13 protein-coding genes are annotated in these 17381 nt (G+C 74.4%); 4 read left to right on the top strand and 9 right to left on the bottom strand.

Going from position 1 to position 17381, the window contains the following annotated elements; translation table 11 throughout:
- The first annotated feature begins 21 nt into the window (after positions 1-21).
- Positions 22-714: a class I SAM-dependent methyltransferase gene (locus tag K7G61_RS13735; RefSeq protein ID WP_225847219.1), complete on the top strand. Its 693-nt coding sequence runs from the start codon at positions 22-24 to the stop codon at positions 712-714.
- On the opposite strand, the gene K7G61_RS13730 is transcribed toward K7G61_RS13735, so the two are convergent.
- Positions 647-1642 (bottom strand): glycosyltransferase, encoded by a 996-nt coding sequence (locus K7G61_RS13730; protein ID WP_225847066.1) that lies wholly within the window; start codon positions 1640-1642, stop codon positions 647-649. The two genes, K7G61_RS13735 and K7G61_RS13730, sit on opposite strands and share 68 nt — an antisense overlap.
- Positions 1639-3675: an O-antigen ligase family protein gene (locus tag K7G61_RS13725; protein WP_225847065.1), complete on the bottom strand. Its 2037-nt coding sequence runs from the start codon at positions 3673-3675 to the stop codon at positions 1639-1641. The genes K7G61_RS13730 and K7G61_RS13725 overlap by 4 nt, the downstream gene beginning before the upstream one ends.
- A 110-nt stretch (positions 3676-3785) precedes the next feature.
- Between K7G61_RS13725 and K7G61_RS13720 the strand changes: the two genes are divergently transcribed.
- Positions 3786-4469 carry a hypothetical protein gene (locus K7G61_RS13720; protein WP_225847064.1) on the top strand — a complete coding sequence of 228 codons (684 nt, stop codon included), beginning with the start codon at positions 3786-3788 and terminating at the stop codon, positions 4467-4469.
- 65 nt (positions 4470-4534) lie between these two features.
- Here the strand turns inward: K7G61_RS13720 and K7G61_RS13715 are convergent, their stop codons facing one another.
- The 7 genes from K7G61_RS13715 to K7G61_RS13685 all read right to left on the bottom strand — a co-directional run bounded on the left by K7G61_RS13715 (position 4535) and on the right by K7G61_RS13685 (position 14722).
- Positions 4535-5581: a glycosyltransferase gene (locus K7G61_RS13715; protein ID WP_225847063.1), complete on the bottom strand. Its 1047-nt coding sequence runs from the start codon at positions 5579-5581 to the stop codon at positions 4535-4537.
- A gap of 32 nt (positions 5582-5613) precedes the next feature.
- Positions 5614-8961, bottom strand: a complete 3348-nt coding sequence (locus tag K7G61_RS13710; protein ID WP_225847062.1) for a DUF4082 domain-containing protein — start codon at positions 8959-8961, stop codon at positions 5614-5616.
- An 89-nt stretch (positions 8962-9050) separates the two neighbouring features.
- A complete protein-coding gene (locus K7G61_RS13705) occupies positions 9051-10166 on the bottom strand; it encodes a DegT/DnrJ/EryC1/StrS aminotransferase family protein (RefSeq protein ID WP_225847061.1) in 1116 nt (371 codons plus the stop codon).
- The gene (locus K7G61_RS13700) at positions 10163-11236 is read right to left on the bottom strand and encodes an acetyltransferase (protein ID WP_308190631.1); all 1074 of its coding nucleotides are present in this window, start codon (positions 11234-11236) and stop codon (positions 10163-10165) included. Before K7G61_RS13700 ends, K7G61_RS13705 begins: the two co-directional genes overlap by 4 nt.
- Positions 11233-12375, bottom strand: coding sequence for a DegT/DnrJ/EryC1/StrS aminotransferase family protein (locus K7G61_RS13695; RefSeq protein WP_225847059.1), 1143 nt, complete (start codon positions 12373-12375; stop codon positions 11233-11235). The genes K7G61_RS13700 and K7G61_RS13695 overlap by 4 nt, the downstream gene beginning before the upstream one ends.
- The gene (locus tag K7G61_RS13690; protein ID WP_225847058.1) at positions 12372-13436 is read right to left on the bottom strand and encodes an NAD-dependent epimerase/dehydratase family protein; all 1065 of its coding nucleotides are present in this window, start codon (positions 13434-13436) and stop codon (positions 12372-12374) included. Before K7G61_RS13690 ends, K7G61_RS13695 begins: the two co-directional genes overlap by 4 nt.
- 170 nt (positions 13437-13606) lie before the next feature.
- Positions 13607-14722: a Gfo/Idh/MocA family protein gene (locus K7G61_RS13685; RefSeq protein WP_225847057.1), complete on the bottom strand. Its 1116-nt coding sequence runs from the start codon at positions 14720-14722 to the stop codon at positions 13607-13609.
- Positions 14723-15071: 349 nt separating this feature from the next.
- Here K7G61_RS13685 and K7G61_RS13680 point away from each other — a divergent pair, with 349 nt between their 5' ends.
- Complete coding sequence (locus K7G61_RS13680; RefSeq protein WP_225847056.1) at positions 15072-16088, top strand: glycosyltransferase family 2 protein; 1017 nt, start codon at positions 15072-15074, stop codon at positions 16086-16088.
- Positions 16089-16117: 29 nt separating this feature from the next.
- Positions 16118-17377 carry an MFS transporter gene (locus K7G61_RS13675; RefSeq protein WP_225847055.1) on the top strand — a complete coding sequence of 420 codons (1260 nt, stop codon included), beginning with the start codon at positions 16118-16120 and terminating at the stop codon, positions 17375-17377.
- The last annotated feature ends 4 nt before the right edge of the window (positions 17378-17381 follow it).

Here is a 17381-nt window from a genome sequence, read left to right as displayed (position 1 = left end):
TCGACCGTCAGGTGGTTGACCATGCCCGCTGCCCGCACCCTGCGCAACCGACTCGTGGACGCCCCCGACTCGCTCGGCGAACGCCTGCGCGCCGCCCGCTGGGAGCGCTTCCGGCGACTGTTCCCCGGCGCGGCCCGCATGCGTGTCGTGGACCTCGGCGGCACCGCCGACATGTGGCTGCGGGCACCGCTGCGGCCCGCCCACGTCCACGTGGTCAACCTCGAACCGCACCCCGCGGACCTGCCCGACTGGATCACCGCGCAGAACGCGGACGTCACGGACCCGGCGGTGGCCGCCGCACTGGGCGGGTTCGACCTGGTGTTCTCCAACTCCACCATCGAGCACGTCGGCGGCCACAGCCAGCGCCGCCGCTTCGCGGACGCGGTACTGAAGCTGGCGCCGCTGCACTGGGTGCAGACCCCGTACCGGTACTTCCCGGTCGAGCCGCACTTCGTGGCGCCCGGATTCCAGTTCCTGCCGCTGTCCGCCCGCGCCCGGCTGGTGCGCCGCTGGCCGCTGACCCACTCGCGCCCGGCCGACCGGCAGGAAGCCATGGACGCGGTCATCGGCATCGAGCTGCTCGGCCGCGCCGAGATGCGCTACCTCTTCCCCGGCGACCTGCTGCTCGGCGAGCGGGTCCTCGGCCTCACGAAGTCGCTGATATCGGTGCGCGCGGAGCGGGACCCGGGGCCCGGCGAAGCGTCGCGGGGCTGAGCAGCGCCGCCACCGCTGCCCGGCTCGGCGCCCGGCCCAGTGCGGCCCGCGAGATCTCCCGCAGCAGCACCGCCGCCCAGAACGCCGCCGCGCCGATCGGGCCGTGCCTGCGGCGGTGCAGCCGCACCCGGTTGAGCACCAGCAGCGTCCACAGGAACGGCGACACCCGCGAGTCGCCGCCCAGGTGCACCGCCGAGGCGTCGGGCCGCAGCAAGGTGGCGAAGCCGGCGTCCCGGGCCCGCAGGCAGTACTCGGTCTCCTCCGAGTAGAGGAAGAACGACTCGTCCCACGGGCCGCACGTGTCCAGGCACTCGCGGGACAGGGCCATCAGGGCGCCGGTCGCCCAGTCGGCGCGCGTGGCCGAGGTGTACGCGGCCGGGTCGGTGACGAGTTCGCCCAGGTGCCGGAAGCGGCCCGCCCTGCGGTTGCCGAGCACCGCCTCCCCGAAGGCCCGGCTCACGCTGGGCTCCCGGCGCAGCGAGCGCACCACCGTGCCGTCCTGCTCGTACAGCAGCGGCACACTGATGCCCACCCGCGAGCCGTCGGGCAGCGGGCGGCCGAGCGCGGCCACCAGCGACGCGGCGCAGCCCTCCCGCATCCGGATGTCCGGGTTGCACACCAGCGCGGCCCGGATCCCGCCCGGCCGGCCCGCCGCCGCGGCCAGCGCCGCGTTGACGCCCGCCGCGTAACCCGCGTTGCGCCCGGTCTGCACGATCACGGCGTCCGGCGCGAGGCGCCGCACCACCTCCACGGTGTCGTCGGCGGAATCGTTGTCCGCCACCACCAGCTGCCAGTCCAGACCGGCCATGCCCGAAGGCAGCGACGCCACGAAGTCCGGCAGCACCCTCGCGCTGTTCCAGGTGACGACGAGAACGGCGACCGGTCCCGGCCGTGCGTCGGACTCGGCGGGGGTGTGCGCAAAGGTCATCGGGACTCCACGAGTTGGGGTTCGGGCTCGGGCACGGCCGCCGGCCCGCCGGAGGTCTCCCGGCCGCCGGCCGCGGCCGCCTCACGTCGTACGAAGCCGAGGGCGGCGCCCCCGGCGCCGAGCGTCACGAAGAACATCCCGGCGAACATCGGGAACATCAGGGCGTCGAAGGTCGCGCTGATCACGAGTGCCACCGCCGCCGAGGCGAAGAACGCCTGGCCCAGCTCCCGGTCGGACTCGGTCGCGGCCAAGCGGCGGATGGCGCCGCCGTGGTGGATCCCGGTCAGGAACAGGGTGAACAGCGCCACCAGCCCCAGCAGGCCCATCTCGGCCAGGGTGAGCATGTACTGGTTGTCGGTGAAGAAGTACAGGTCCGGGGTGAAGGTGCCGAACCCCCGCCCGAACCACGGGCGCTCGCGCAGGTACGGCATGATCGCCGAGTACTTGACGGTCCGCGCCTGGGTGCTGCTGTCGGAGTTGGTCAGGAACGTCGAGAACAGCGTGGTGATCGTGCCGATCAGGCCCGGCACCAGCACCTTGAACACACCCACCGACGCCACCAGCAGCCCGATCGCCGACCAGCGGCGCCGCGGCCCCCACCTGGGCACCAGCACCAGCACCACGATCAGCGCGCCGATGATCGAGGTGCGCGACACCGTCAGCGGCAGCGCGCCGCCCATGACCACCACCGGGCCCCAGCGCCGCCACGCCGAGGCGTGTCGGCGCACCGGGTCGAGCGCCTGCTGCACGGCGAAGGGCACCAGGATCGCCAGCATCCCGCCGAACTCCAGCGCCTGCGCGGTCGTCGAGCGCGGTCGCACGAACGACCCACGGTCCAGGGTGCGCACCGAGGCCACCGACGAGTGCAGGCCCGGGACGCGGATCGAGTCCGCGATGTTCGTCGCGGTGAAGAAGTCCCAGTAGCCGATCGCGGCGACCACCGTGCCCATCACCACCATCCGGCGCAGCAGGGTGTCCAGCCGCTCCCGCTCGTGCACCCCCGCCGAGGTCAGCACCACCAGCGACACCCACACCAGCAGCCCGATCAGCCCGCGGTCGGCGGCCAGCACCTCCTCGTGCGAACTGCCCCGCGTGGCGTCGGCGACGTACGCCATCAGCACCGCGGCGGCCAGCACGCACATGACCACTCGCGGGCCCCTGGTGCCCGGCGCCGGGACCACCCGGCCGGTCAGCCACGACGCCAGGTACCACAGCAGCCCCAGGAGCGCGAACACGTTCGCGGGGGTACCGACCCCGCCGAGCGCCGGCAGGTCCAGGTTGGACGGGATGAAGAACGCCAGCGCCATGTAGCCGGTGAGGATCGTGGTGGCGTCCAGCGGCCGGCGCAGCGGGCCCCGGCGCGGCCCGCCCCCGCGTCCCGCGCGGCGAAGGCGCGGCCGGCGCGCCGCCGCGCCCCTGCGCGCCCGCCGGGCCAGGGCCGCGCTCTCCGCCGCGAAGGCCAGGAAGAACGCGGCCACCAGGCCGGCGATGACGACAGCGGCCACGTACTGGTAGCGGCTCTTGAGTCTGGAGACCGGTGTCTGCGGCAGCACGATCGGCGCGGCCTTCACGTAGTACTGCGGCGGGACCTTCGCCGCTGCCTGCAGCGCCCGCAACTGGTCGGCGGCGAACTGGGTCAGCGTCGCCGTCTCCCGGAGCACCTTCGCCCGGTCGGTGCCGGTGACGGACAGCGACACCAGCGGCCCCGAGGTGTTCGCGGCGAAGCCCACCGCGTACCGGTCGGTGACCCCGAGGCCCAGCAGGCCGTGCGCGGCGTCGTTGGACTGCAGCGTCCTGATCAGGACGTCGGCGGTCACCACCAGCGAACCGCCCGCGTCGGCGATGGGGTTGCCGAACGCCGGGGCCAGCTTGGCCACGGCCGTGGAGTCCAGCAGCGACACCGAACTCTGCGACTCGTACGACACCGGCACGGAGCTGTACAGGTAGCCGCCGGCCAGCAGGCTCACGAGGGCCAGCGGCACCACCACGTACCAGCGGCGGCGCAGCACCGCCAGGATCTCGCCCAGGTTCACCCGGCATCCCCCCGTCGGCCGGATTCGCGGCGGTATCGCGCCGGAGCGGCCGTTTCGGTGGCGACGCCCGCTGTGTCCTGCCAGTATCGGAGCCGACCCGAGGAGGCCCCGTGTCCCCTGGTGAGGTGCTCCTCGCCCTGCTGCGCCGCTGGTACGTGCTGCTGCTCGCGGCGGCGCTGACCGCGGTCGGTGCCCACCATGTGCTGCGCCCGGCCCCCCGGTTCCTCAGTTCCGCGGTGGTCGTCCTCAAACCCCCGGTGACCGGCAACCAGCCCAACCAGCTCGCCAACCTCCAGCCGCCGCTGGCCGCCGTCTCCTACGCCGTCGTCCAGCAGCTCCGGTCGCCCGCGGGCGAAGCCGAGTTGCGCGCGGCCGGCGTCCACGGCACCTACCGGCTGGCGCCCCGCAACAGCGGCACCAGCGTCACCCCGGCCTACCTGATCCCCTCCCTGCAGGTGCAGGCACGCCTCGCGGACCCCGCGGGAGCCGACCGGGTGGTGCGGGAGATCATCGACGTCTACACCCGGCACGTGGACAGCCTGCAGAGCGCGCAGGACGTCCCGCCGGCGGCGCGGATGAGCGTGGACCTGCTCGTGCCGCCCAACGCCGCGCGCGTGGTGGGCAGCAGGAGCCGGGCCCTGGCCGGCGTGGCCGTCGCGGGCGTCACCGGCGGCCTGCTCGCCGCCTTGTGGACCGACCGCCTGCTCACCCGCCGCCGGGCCGGACGGCCCCGTGGCGCCGGGCCGTGGCGGCGTCCGGCCGGCCGCGCCCGCCCGGCTGCGGCCCCGCGCTGACGGCCCGCTCCCGCGCGGCGCCGGCCCGCGCCGAACCCGCCGTACGGTCCCCGGGATCGGCCGCATCAGATCCCCCGCCGGTTCCAGGACCGCCACCACAGCCACTCCCGGCCGCGCTCGGCCACCGCGGACAGCACCAGCGGCTGGAGGTACGGCATGGCCCGCGCGCCCACCCGGCGGCGCAACCGCAGCGCCCGGTACTCGGGCAGCGCCTCGTAGGACGGCAGGCAGTCCGCCGCGAACTCCACCAGCTCCTCGACCGGCACGACATCGGTGCGCCCCCGGTCGTACGCCCGGTACGCGCGGCGCAGCGCGAACCTCGCCAGCCGGGTGTGCACCGTCCGCGACAGCCCCGCGGCGTCCGGCAGCCGGTCCCCGCACTTGTCGAGCACCGCCTCGAACGCCGCCCGCCGCTGCCGCAGGTCGTCCAACTGCCCGCCGAAGTCCACGGTGGACATGTTGGCGCCGTGCACCCGGTAGTACGCCTGGTCAGCGCCCCGCACGTACCCCACGTCCGCGTGCGCGGCCAGCCGCATCCACATCTCGATGTCGCCCGCGTGCGGCAGCTTCGGGTCGTAGCCGCCGACCTTGCGCTGGAGCTCGGTGCGCACCACCACCTCCGGGGAGGTGATGCAGCCGGTGCCCTCGCGGAAGCGGCGCTCCAGCCACCACAGCCCGGGGTAGACGACCGAACCGGTGGCGCGGGTACGTGCTCCGGGCAGCGGGTCGCCGTGCCGGAACCGCAGCGGCCTGCCGTAGCAGAAACCCGCCTCGGGGTGGGCGTCCAGCAGGGCCGCCGCGCGGGCCAGCGCCCCGGGCACCAGCCGGTCGTCCGCGGACAGCAGCGCCACGTAAGTGCCGTCAGCCCACTCCAGCAGGCCCTCGTTGTACGTGGCGATGTGCCCCATGTTCCGCTCGTGCACCCGCACCTCGATCCGCGGATCGCGGGCCGCGAGCTCGCGGGCGGCCCGCGCCGAGTCGTCCGGCGAGGCGTCGTCGATGATCAGCACCCGGACGTCGAGGTCCTCCGCTCCGTCCAGCACACTGCCCACGCAGTCGGCCAGGAAGCGGCCGTACTTGTAGCAGGGGATCACGACGCTGACACTGCTCATCGCCTGGTTGCCAATCTGCCGGTGCCCGCGGGCTACTGGACTTCCGTGGTGGTGCCGTCCGGCGGCGCCGGCGGCGGGGTGGTGGTGAAGGTCGGCGCCACCCAGTAGTTCGCCGAGCCGTAGGTGCCGGAGGGGAAGGCCGTGGCGGCGCCGTACCGGAACACGCCGTTGGGACCGCCCGCTCCGTCGGCGGTGGCCGTCAGCGGATACGCCTGGTGGGCGGCGCCGAAGTAGCCGCCGTCGACGGAGTAGTTGCCGTTCGGCGCGTGGTAGGAGACGACGTACGGGGTGTTCGCCGTGATCGCCACCGCATGGGCGAAGGTCAGCAGCTGCCAGCCCGAGGCCGTTTCGCCGGAGAAGGTGCCGGTCGCGAGCTGGGTGCCGTCGGCCGCCCACAGGCTCCCGGTGTGCGTCCCGGTGTTGCCCGGGCCCTTGTAGAAGGTGACGCCCGTGACGTAGCCGGCGACCGCCGAGGTGAACCGGGTACCGAGCTCGACGGAGTTGGTGTCACCGGTCATGTCGGTGTTCGCCGGGGTGGTGGCCGTGCTCCACAGCGTGCACGGGCAGGTGACGGCGGGCGGCGAGGAACTCGTGGTGAAGCTCCACGTCGCCGGATCGGTCATGCGGTTGCCCCACAGGTCGTCGACCTGCACCGACGCGGTGTACGTGGTGCCCAGCGCGAGCTGCGTGGACGGGGTGAAGCTGACGCTGTTCGCCGCGCCGAGTGTCGTGCTGCCCGGCACCGGGTTGTCGGCGGAGTCCTTCACCGCGAACCGCAGCGTGTCCGCGTCCACGGGCTCGCTGAACGTGGCCGTCACCGGCGCGGTGATCGGCACGTTGACCGCGCCTGACGTCGGTGAGGGACTGGTGACCGCGGGCGGCACGGTACTCGCGGCGGAGGTGTCCAGCACCGCGTCCACCCAGTAGTTGCTGCCGTCCGAGGGCGTGTTCGGGAAGCCGCCGGAGGAACCGTAGTGGTAGACGCCGTTGGCGCCGTCCGTACCCGACTGCAGCGCGGTCAGCGGCGCGAGGCCCGCCGACTTGGAGGTGAAGTAGCCGCCGTCGTAGGAATAGCCGCCGTTCGGGGCGAAGTAGGAGGCGATGTACGTGGTACCGGCCTTGACCGGCACCGGCGTGGGGAAGTTCAACTGCTGCCAGCCGGAGGCCGTCTCGCCGGTGAACGTCCCGGTGGCCAGCCGCTGCCCGGACGCCGACCACAGCGACCCGGTGTGCGTGCCGGTGTTCTGGGGCGACTTGTAGAAGCGCACGCCGGTGATCGAACCCGTCGTCGTGGTGCGGAACTTCACCCCGAGCTCGACCGCGCTGGGGTCGCCGCTGTTGACGGTGGTCGGGACCGACGTGGCCGGCCACACCGTGCACGGGCACTGCTGCGGGCCGACGGTCAGCGGGATCGTGGTGGTGGCGCCGATGTTGACGCTGTCGTCCACGGCCCGCACCTCGATCTGCGCGGAGCCGGGCGCGGACGGCGTCCAGGTGTAGGTCCAGGAGTTCAGGCCGGTCGCGGCGTTCCAGGTGGCGCCACCGTCGGTGGACACCTCGACCCGCGCCACCACGCCGCCCACGTCGGAGGCCGTACCGGTGACCGTCACCGGCCGCAGCGCGGGCACGGTCGCGCCGATCACCGGACCGGTCACCGACACCACCGGTCCCAGGATGTCGGTGGAGGGCGCGGCTGCCACGAGGTCGCTCTGCAGCGTCCTGGGCTGGACGCCCATGTCGGCCAGCACGTTGACGGTGGCCTGCTGCATCCGCTTGTCCGCGGTCACCACGCCGGCGCCCGGGTCGGCGGTCGGCACGTCGGTCAGGCCCCACGACCACTGCACCGTCCCGGAGCCGAACACCAGCGCCTTGGACGTCTGGTCGCGGAATTCGACCAGGCTGTGGGTGGCCGTGCCGTTGCCGTAGGTGTTGCCGTAGTCGAGCCGGTACTTGCCGTCGGCGATGTCGACAGTCGTCGAGGACAGGTCGATCTCCCCGGCCGGCCGGGTGCTGTCGGACAGGTCGCTGTCCCACTCGTAGCCCAGCGTGCCGGCCGGGAAGGACGCGACCTGGGTCGGCGTCAGGCTCGCCACCGACGTGTTGCGCCACAGCCGCATCTTCGCGTACGTGCCGGGCACGGTGATCGCGTCGCTGCGGTAGCCGTTCACGGTGAACAGCGAACCGGTGAGGATGTTCTGCGGCTGGAACGGCTCGCCCTTCTTGGCGCTGTTCGGGTCGAGGAAGGCGCCGGTCCACACCGTCGGGTCCGGGTCCGGGACGCCGTCCGGCTGCGCCAGCTCCAGCTTGGTCTCCTTGTAGCACACCAACGTGCGGTCGGCGGTGTTCGCGCCGTCGACGCTGGGCGCCAGGCGGGTCTTCCAGGACACCTCGTTGCCCGAGAAGAACGCCTCGTCCACCCCTGCCTTGCGGGCGTTCAGCGCGTTGGTGAACTGGTCCTGCGTCCAGTACTCGTCGTGGCCGGAGGACATGAAGACCTTGTGGTTCAGCAGGTCCGCGGGCCGGGTCGAGACGTCGACGCCGGACAGGTAGCTGACGTCGTAGCCGCCCCGTTCCAGCCAGGACAGCATCTCGAACTCGGAGCCGTAGACCCCGTTGTCGCCGCCTATGTCCAGCGGCCGGTTGTAGCTCACCGCGTACGCGCGGCCGTCCGGCGCGGGTCCGTTGCCCTGGTACAGGTTGCGCCCGCCCCACATGTTGTACGCCTGCCAGGTCTCGTCGTCCGTCTGCACGACGATGTCGGAGTGGCTGGAGTCGTCGCGCACCACGAACGGGTACGGCATCACGCCGTTGCCGTCGACCTGGTCGAAGTTGGCGATGTACAGCCCGGAGACGGCGTCGGCGGGCACCGTCCAGGACGCGGTCACCGGCCAGTTCCCGCAGTCCACCAGCCCGGTGGAGTCGCCGTCGCACTTCAGCGGCTTGCCGTCCGGGACACCGTCGACGACCTTGGTGTCCAGCGGACTGCCCGGACTGCCGTCCGTGGTGAAGTTCGCCGGGTACGTCGCCGCGGCCTGCGTGCTCGTCGACATCTCCCGGGCGCCGTCCCCGCCGTACCAGCCCAGCCGGTAGACCTCCAGGTGGTACGCGACCGGCGACTGCACCTTGAACTGGACGGTGTCACCGGCCTGGACGCTCACCCGGGTCGAGAAGCCCTGCACGTTGCCGTAGGCGTTGGGCGAGAACCAGTCGGACATCGGGGTGCCGGGCTTGGAGTTCTCGCAGACGACGGGGTTCGATCCGCTCCCGCACGGATCGGCCGCCGCGGCGCCGCCCGCCGCGGTCAGCGGCAGTACGGCCGCGGCCAGCGCGGCCACCAGAGCGCACAGCGCGCCCCGGAGATGTCTGCTCGTAGCGTGCATCGGTACCTCTCAGGCGGTGCGGGGCCCCGGTTCGGCGGGACGGGTGGTGCGGTGTGTGGGGGGAGGGGAGCGGTGCGGCGGCCGGCCGGTCAGCGCAGGGCGCCGGCCAGGACGTCCACCACCCGCTGCTGCTGGTCGGCGGTGATCTGCGGGTAGAGGGGCAGGGACAGGATGCGGTCGGCGGCCTCCTCCGCGTGCGGGAAGTCGCCGCGGCGGTGGCCGAGATGGGCGAAGGCGGGGGTGAGGTGGACCGGCGCCGGATAGTGCACGCCCGCGCCGATACCCTCGGCGTTGAGCTTGCCGACCACCTCGTCGCGGTCGGCGCCCAGCACACGGATCACGTACAGGTGCCACACGTGCGCGCTGCCGGCGGCGGTGACCGGGAGCACCACCCGGCCCGCCGCCACCAGGCCCGACAGCAGCTCGTCGTAGCGGGCGGCGGCCGCCCGCCGGGCGGTGTTGCCGGCGGCGAGCCCGGCCAGTTTGGCCCGCAGCACCACCGCCTGCAGGCCGTCCAGCCGGCTGTTGAACCCGGCGACGTCGTGCCGGTACTTCGCGACGCCGCCGTGGTTGGCGATCGCCCGGACCAGCCCGGCCCGTTCCCCGTCGTCGGTCAGCACCGCGCCCGCGTCGCCGTACGCGCCGAGGTTCTTGCCCGGGTAGAAGCTGGTCGAGGCGATGCCGCCACGCCCCGGCGAGCGGCCGTCGCGGGCCGCGCCCTGGCTCTGCGCCGCGTCCTCCACCACGGCCACCCGCGGCGGCAGGGCCGCGGCCAGGGCCTCCACGTCGGCGCACTGGCCGTACAGGTGCACCGGCACGACCGCGCGGGTGGCGCCGCCCACCGCGTCGAGCGCGGCCGGGCCGTCCATCAGGTACGTGTCCGGGTCGCAGTCCACCAGCACCGGGCGCGCCCCGGTCCTGGCCACCGCCCCCGCCGTCGCGATGAACGTGTTCGCCGGCAGCACCACCTCGTGACCGGCGCCCACCCCGCTCGCGCGCAGCGCCAGTTCGAGGGCGTCCGTGCCGTTGGCGACACCCACGCAGTGGGCGACCCCGGCGAAGGCGGCGTACTCCCGCTCGAAGGCCCGCACCTCCTCGCCGCCGATGAACGCGGTGTTCGCCAGGACCCGCTCGAACCCGGTCCTGACGTCCTCGGCGACCTCGGCGTGCGCCGCCTTGAGGTCCACCAGTGGGATCTGGTTCATGTCGCTGGGCTCCCCATCCGTACGGCCGGCCGCGTTCCGGTGCGGTGCGTGTCGCCGGTCCGGTCGCTGTCGTCCGTGTGGTCCGTGTGGTCCGTGTCGTCTGTGCGGTCTGTGCGGTCCGTGTCTTCCGTAGTGCTCACGTGGTCTGCTGCGCGCTCCGTGCGGTGCGGGTCGGCCGTGCCGTCCCGGTCGTCGCCGTGCTCGCCGTGGCCGCCGTGGCCGCCGTGGTCGCGGTGGAGAGCGCTGTCGTGGCCGCTGTCGTGCTTGGCGCTGTCGTGCTTGCCGACGTCGTCCACGCCCTCGGCCGGGCGGGCGCCGCCCTCCGGCCGCGGCTTCGTGCGCAGTTCGGCCAGGGCGGGCGCGCCGGCCGCCCGCAGCCTGCGGGCCGGGTTGCCCGCCCAGATCTCGCCCGGGGGGACGTCGCCGAGCACCACGCCGCCCATGCCGACCAGGGACCAGGCGCCCACCGTGACGTTCTCCCTGATCAAGGCGCCGGCGCCGGCGTACGCGCCGCGTGCGAGACGGACGCCGCCGCCCAGGCGCGCCCCGGAGGCGAGGGTGGCGAAGTCCTCGACCACGTCGTCATGGGTCAGCACCACCTGCGGCATCACCGCGACATGGGCCCCCACGCGTACCGCCGCCGTCACCGCGCAGTGGGCGAGCAGCACGCAACCGGGGCCGACCGACGAGGTGGCCGAGACCGCCGCAGCGGGGTGGACGAGCGTGGCCCAGCGGTCGCCGTCCAGCCCGAGCCGCCGCACCACCCGCGCCCGCGAGGTGGGGTCGCGCGGACTGCCGACGCACACAAGCACCCGCGCGTCCGGCATCTCGTGCGCCAGAGCGCTCGCGCCCAGCACCGGCACCCCGTCCACCTCGCGGCCGTGCAGGCAGGGGTCGTCGTCCAGATGCCCCAGCAGGCGCCAACGCGTGCGGCGCGAGGCGCGGTTCACGTCCCGTACCGCCTGGGCGGCCTCCCGCGCGAAGCCGCCGGCCCCGACGATCAGCAGCGGCTCGCCGGCGCCGCGCCCGCCGCCCCGGCCGCCGCTCGCGGCCCCGCCGCCCGCCTTCACCGGTCCGCCTGTTCGCGCAAGGCGGCCACCACCCGGTCCTGCTGGTCGTGCGTCATGGAGTGGAACAGCGGCAGGATCAGCGAGTGGGAGCTGATGCGCTCGGTGACCGGCAGCGGGGCGTGCTCGTGGCCGGCGTAGGCGGGTTCGAGGTGCGCGGCCATGATGCCGCGGCGGGCGGAGACGCTGTCCCGCGCGAGGGCGGCGAGCAGGGCGCCCCGGTCCACCGGGAAGGACGGGTCCAGGAGCACCCAGTAGGACTGGAAGTTGCCCCGGCCGTACGCGGGGTCGCGGACCGGCGTCAGCCCCGGCACCTTCTCCAGCAGCGTGTCGTAACGGGCGGCGAGTTCGCGGCGGCGGGCCACCATCGCGTCCAGCCTGCCGAGCTGCACCAGTCCGACCGCGGCCTGGATGTCGGTCATCCGGTAGTTGAAGCCGACCTCCAGGTAGCTCTCCAGGACGGGTGCGGCGCCGGCGTGCCGCTGCGCGGCCGACACGTTCATGCCGTGCTCGCGCAGCCGGCGCAGCCGCGCCGCCCACTCGGCGTCGTCGGTGGTGACCATGCCGCCCTCGCCGGTGGTGACCAGCTTGCGCGGGTGGAAGGACCACGCGGCGAGCAGCGCCCCCTGCCCGACCGGCTTCCCGCCGACCGTGGCGCCGATCGCGCACGCCGCGTCCTCCACCAGCGCGACCCCCCACCGCGTACAGGCCGCCCGCAGGGAGTGGACGTCGGCGGGCACCCCGCCCTGGTGGACGGCGAGCACCGCCTTGGTGCGCGCGGTCCGCACCGCGTCCACCGTCGCCGCCGTCACGTTGCCGGTGGCGGCCTCGACGTCGGCGAACACCGGGGTGGCGCCCGTGTACCGCACGGCGTTGGCCGTGGCGATGAACGACAGCGACGGCACCACCACCTCGTCGCCCGGGCCCACGCCCAGCACGACCAGCGCCAGGTGCAGCGCCGTGGTGCAGGAGCTGACCGCGACGGCGTGCCCGGCGCCCACCCGCCCGGCGAAGGCCCGCTCGAACTCCTCGACCCGAGGCCCCTGCGCCACCCAGCCCGACAGCACGGCGTCCGCCGCCGCCCGGGCCTCCTCCTCGCCGAGCCACGGCACCATCACCGGGATCCGCGCGGCCGCGTTCACCCGGCGGCCCCGGGGGCGCCGGCCGCCACCGCCGAGCGCTCGGCCCGCCACCAGTCGACCAGGTCCCTCAGGCCCTCCCGCAGACCGATCCGCGCGGTGAAGCCGAGGCGCTCCGCCGCGTACGAGGTGTCGGCGAGCCGCCGGGTCACGCCGTTGACCGCCCGCGCGGGGCCGAACTCCGGCTCGGCCTTCGCGTCCATCGCCTCCAGCAGCGCCTGCGCCAGCCCGAGCAGCGACGTCTCGGCGCCGGCCGCCACGTTGAACACCTCGTCGGTCAGTCCCGGCCGGGCGGCCAGCACATTGGCCCGCGCGATGTCCCGCACGTGCACGAAGTCCATCGTCTGCGTGCCGTCGCCCAGGATCAGCGGCGGCCGCCCGGCCTCGATCCGCTCCATCCAGCGGATCAGCACCTCCGTGTAGAGGCCGTGGATGTCCATCCGCGGGCCGTACACGTTGAAGTACCGCAGCGCCACGTAGTCCAGCCCGTACATGGCGTGGAAGCTGCGCAGCATCCCCTCGTTGAACGCCTTGGCCGCGCCGTAGAAGGTGTCGTTGTTGTACGGGTGGTGCCGCTCGGTGGTCGGGAAGCTCTCCGCCAGGCCGTACACCGACGCCGAGGACGAGGCGACCACCTTGCCGACGCCGGCCGCGGCAGCCGCCTCCAGGACGTTGAAGGTGCCGTCCACCAGTACCTCGTTGGCCAGCCTCGGCTCCTGCGCGCACTGCGTGATGCGGATCGCGGCCAGGTGGAAGACCAGGTCGGCGCCCTCGGTGACGCGGCGGACCGTCGCGGTGTCGCGGATGTCGCCGTCGACCACCTCGACGGCGCCGCTGCGCAGGGCGGAAGCCAGGTTCTCCGGCCGCCCCCGCACGAAGTTGTCCAGCACCACCACGTGGCCTGCCCCCGCGGCCACCAGCAGGTCCACCACGTGCGAGCCGATCGTGCCGGCGCCGCCGGTGACCAGGATCCTCTTGCCGCGCAGGTACGGGGCGGGGTCCGCCTGCGCCGCCTCCGACGCCTGCGCCCTCTCGTCGTCCGTGCCGCGCTCTCGCGTGTCCAAGCCTCTTCCCCCCAACTCAGGTCCGCCGTTCCCCCGGCGGAACGCCTCGGGTGATGCGCTGTTGCCGCGGCCGGTGCGCGGGGCGGGCCCGCGCACCGGCCGTCTTTGCGTGCCGCGTGCCGCGTGCCGCACGTCGTGCGTGTCGCGTACGGGCCGGTGCGTGCCGGGTGTCAGCGGCCGCCGGCCCGCAGGCCCACGACGGCGCCGCGGAACTCCAGGCTGCGCGAGGCCGCTTCGAGGATGTCCAGGACCCGCAGCCCCGCCCGGCCGTCGGTCAGCGCCGGCCGGCCCTCGGCGATCGCGGCCGCGAACTCGTCGACCATGGCGCGCAGCGCCTCCTTCTCCTTCAGCGCCGGCGCCACCATGTCGCCCGTCCGGTAGGAGACGAGCATCTCCCGCCGCTCACTGACCCCGATGTCCTGCGGCGCGGTCAGGTCCACACCGCGGTCGAACACCGCGAGCCGCTGCGAGGGGTTGAGATCGTCCCAGATCAGGGTGCGCTTGGCGCCGCCGACCATGGTGGTGCGCACCTTCGTCGGCGACAGCCAGTTGACGTGCACGTGGGCGATCGCGCCGCTGCTGAGCTGCAGCGTCAGATACGTCACGCAGGCGCGGCCCGCGCCGATCGGGTCCGCGCCGTGCGCGGCGACCGCCACCGGCTCCACGCTGTCGGGCAGGATGAAGTCGAGGATCGACAGGTCGTGCGGGGCCAGGTCCCACAGCACGTCGATGTCCTTCTGCACCAGCCCCAGGTTGATGCGCACCGAGTCCACGAAGTGGATCTCGCCGAGTTCGCCGGAGCGCACCAGCTCCCTGATCCTGGCCACCGCCGGGGTGTAGCAGTAGGTGTGGTCGCACATCAGGGTCAGCCCGCGCCCCGCGGCCTCCTCGACCAGCCGCGCGCCGTCCGCGTACGTGGCGGCCAGCGGCTTCTCCACCAGCACGTGCTTGCCCGCGCGGACCGCGGCCAGCGCCACCTCCAGGTGGGTGCCGGCCGGCGTGGCCACCGCGACGGCGTCCACCTCGGGATCGGCGAGCACCTGTGAGTAGTCCGAGGTGGCCCGCACCGTGGAGTAGCCGCCCAGCACCCGCCGGGCCCGGTCCACGTCCAGGTCGCACACCCAGCGCAGCCGGAAGTTCGGGCTGGACTGGAAGTTGCGTACGAGGTTCGGCCCCCAGTAGCCGGCCCCGACGACCGCGACGCCCAGCGTCCTGGCGTCCTCCCGCCGCGCGTTCCGCTTGCGGTCCGCCACGTCCGCCGCGGACGTGACCTGTGCAGCACTCATCAATCCCCCCACACCGAGTGGTTCCCCATGCTCCGCCCGGCCCTCGGGCGTCCCCACGCCCGGACCGGAGGAGTTGCTGACTGTGCGGTCGGCGCGGGGCGGGACGCCGGGGCGCCCGGCCAGCGCCGTGCTGCGGTGCTCTCGTGCGGTGCTCTCGTGCGGTGACTCGCCGTTCCCGTCGGGGCTGAAGCGGATGGCTCCGCCCGCGACCGCGGCCGGTCCGGCACGGTGAGACGCTCCGCGCAAACCGGCTCCGCGTCGCTCAATCTAGACCACTCGCTTCCAGCTCGGGGGAGACTTGGACGAAACACTCGGCGGGCCCGCGGATCGCGGCTGCATACTCACCTGCGTGACGAGCATCGTGATTCCGGCGCACAACGAGGCACCGGTCATCGGCCGCCTGCTGGACGCCCTGCTGAGCGGCCCGGCCGACGGTCCCGCGCCGGACGTCGTGGTGGTCTGCAACGGCTGCACGGACGACACCGCGAAGGCCGCCGCCCGTCCCGGCGTGCGGGTGGTGGAGGTTCCGCTTCCGTCCAAGCACGACGCCTTGCGCACCGGCGACGCTCACGCCCGCGGCTTCCCGCGGCTGTACGTGGACGCGGACGTGGTGATCGGCGCCGCCGATGTCCGTGCCCTGGCCGAGACGGTGGCCGGCGGCGGCCCGGTGCTGGCCGCCGCGCCCGCCCGGGACCTGCCGATGACCGGCTGCGCCTGGCCGGTCCGCGCCTACTACCGGGTGTGGCAGCGGCTGCCCGCGGTACGCGAGGGGCTGTTCGGCCGCGGGGTGATCGCCGTGTCGCGCGAGGGGCACGCCCGGCTGGCCGCCCTGCCGCCGCTGATGGCCGACGACCTCGCCGCCTCGCTCGCGTTCGCGCCGGGGGAGCGGCGGGTGGTCGAGCAGGCCCGCGTCACGGTCCGCCCGCCGCGCACCTGGGCCGACCTGATCCGGCGCCGGGTACGCGCGGACACCTCCTCCGCCCAACTGGAGGCGCGCCAGGCGGAAGAGGCGCGCCGGGCGCGGGCGGGCGCACCGGCGCCGGCGGCCGGGGGAGCCGCCGGCGCGGGAACGGCCGCAGCACTTGGATCACCGGCCGGGAACGGCGGAGGGCCGGACGCCGGCGCGGGAGCTCCCGGCCCCGCTCCCGCCCCTTCCGCCCCCGCCGCCGGTGCCCCGGGGCCGCCGCCCTCCGCCCGCACGCGGCCGGCCGACCTGCGGCGCCTGCTGTACGCCGAGCCCTGGCTGCTGCCGCACGTGGCCGTGTTCCTCACGGTCGCCGCGGTGGCCCGCCGTACCTCACGCAAGGCCATCCGCGACGGGGACTTCGACACCTGGCTGCGGGACGAGAGCAGCCGCCGGGACTGACCCGGCGCGCACGAGGGGGGACCCGAACGATGTATCTCGCGGACCGCGCCGCTCCTGCGGCGGATCCCGCCCCCGGCAGGGGAGGCGGGCGAGCCCCGGCGGTCTCGTCCGTCGTCCTCGCGCTGGGTGCCGTCAGCCTGGTCACCGACGTCTCCTCGGAGATGGTGACCGCCGTGCTGCCGCTCTACCTGGTCGCGGGCCTGGGCCTGAGCCCCCTCGGCTTCGGCACCCTGGACGGCGTCTACAACGGCGTCGGCGCGCTGGTGCAACTGACCGGCGGTCACCTCGCCGACCGGGTGCGCGACCACAAGCTCGTCGCCGGGCTCGGCTACGGCCTGTCGGCCCTGTGCAAACCGCTGCTTCTGGTCGCCAGGAGCCTGGGCCCCCTCGGGCTGGTGCTCGCGCTGGAACGCACCGGCAAGGGCCTGCGCACCTCGCCCCGCGACGCCCTGATCTCGCTGTCCACCCCGCCGGAGCACCGCGGCCGGGCCTTCGGCGTGCACCGCGCGATGGACACCACCGGCGCGGTCCTCGGCCCCATGACCGCCTTCCTCATCCTGCGGGCCGCCGCGGACGGTTACGACGCCGTGTTCGGGGTCAGCGCCTGCGTCGCGGTGCTCGGCGTGCTGGTACTGGTGCTGTTCGTCCCCGGCAGGGACCGCGTGTCCGCCGGCGGCCCCGGACCGCGCCCGGCCCCGGTGGACCTGCGCCAGGCCCTGGCCCTGCTGCGACTGCCCCGCCTGCGTGCCCTGACCGGCTGCGCGGTGCTGCTCGGCCTGACCACCGTCAGCGACGCCTTCGTCTACCTGACGCTGCAGCGCCGGGCCGGCGTCGGCGAGGAGTTCTTCCCACTGCTGCCGCTCGGCACCTCCGCGGTGTTCCTGCTGCTCGCCGTGCCCGCGGGCGTCCTGGCCGACCGGATCGGCCGGCGTGTCGTGTTCCTCGCCGGACACGCCGGGCTGCTCGCCGCGTACGGGCTGCTGCTGTGGGCCCCCGCCACGCCCGCGCTGGCGTACGCCGTGCTCGCCCTGCACGGCGCCTTCTACGCGGCCACCGACGGGGTGCTGCCCGCCGCGGTGGCCGACGCCGTTCCCGGGGCGCTGCGCGGCACCGGACTCGCGCTGGTCGGCACGGGGCAGGCGCTCGCCCGGTTCTGCTGCTCCCTGGCGTTCGGCGCCGCATGGACCGCGTGGGGCGACGGCCGGGCCCTGCTCGCCTCGGCGGCCGGACTGGCGCTGTGCGCGACGGCCGCCGTCTTCGTCCTGCGCCCGGCCGAGGAGACGCCGTGACCGA

This window comes from Streptomyces sp. HPF1205, from assembly GCF_020400825.1.
Taxonomy (GTDB): domain Bacteria; phylum Actinomycetota; class Actinomycetes; order Streptomycetales; family Streptomycetaceae; genus Actinacidiphila.
Note: the sequence above shows the minus strand (reverse complement) of the source record. Positions and strands in the feature narration are given on the sequence as shown.

Coding starts and splice junctions, on each gene's coding strand:
- K7G61_RS13735 (WP_225847219.1), top strand. CDS start 22: ATGCCCGCTGCCCGCACCCTGCGCAACCGACTCGTGGACGCCCCCGAC.
- K7G61_RS13730 (WP_225847066.1), bottom strand. CDS start 1,642: ATGACCTTTGCGCACACCCCCGCCGAGTCCGACGCACGGCCGGGACCG.
- K7G61_RS13715 (WP_225847063.1), bottom strand. CDS start 5,581: ATGAGCAGTGTCAGCGTCGTGATCCCCTGCTACAAGTACGGCCGCTTC.
- K7G61_RS13710 (WP_225847062.1), bottom strand. CDS start 8,961: ATGCACGCTACGAGCAGACATCTCCGGGGCGCGCTGTGCGCTCTGGTG.
- K7G61_RS13705 (WP_225847061.1), bottom strand. CDS start 10,166: ATGAACCAGATCCCACTGGTGGACCTCAAGGCGGCGCACGCCGAGGTC.
- K7G61_RS13685 (WP_225847057.1), bottom strand. CDS start 14,722: ATGAGTGCTGCACAGGTCACGTCCGCGGCGGACGTGGCGGACCGCAAG.
- K7G61_RS13675 (WP_225847055.1), top strand. CDS start 16,118: ATGTATCTCGCGGACCGCGCCGCTCCTGCGGCGGATCCCGCCCCCGGC.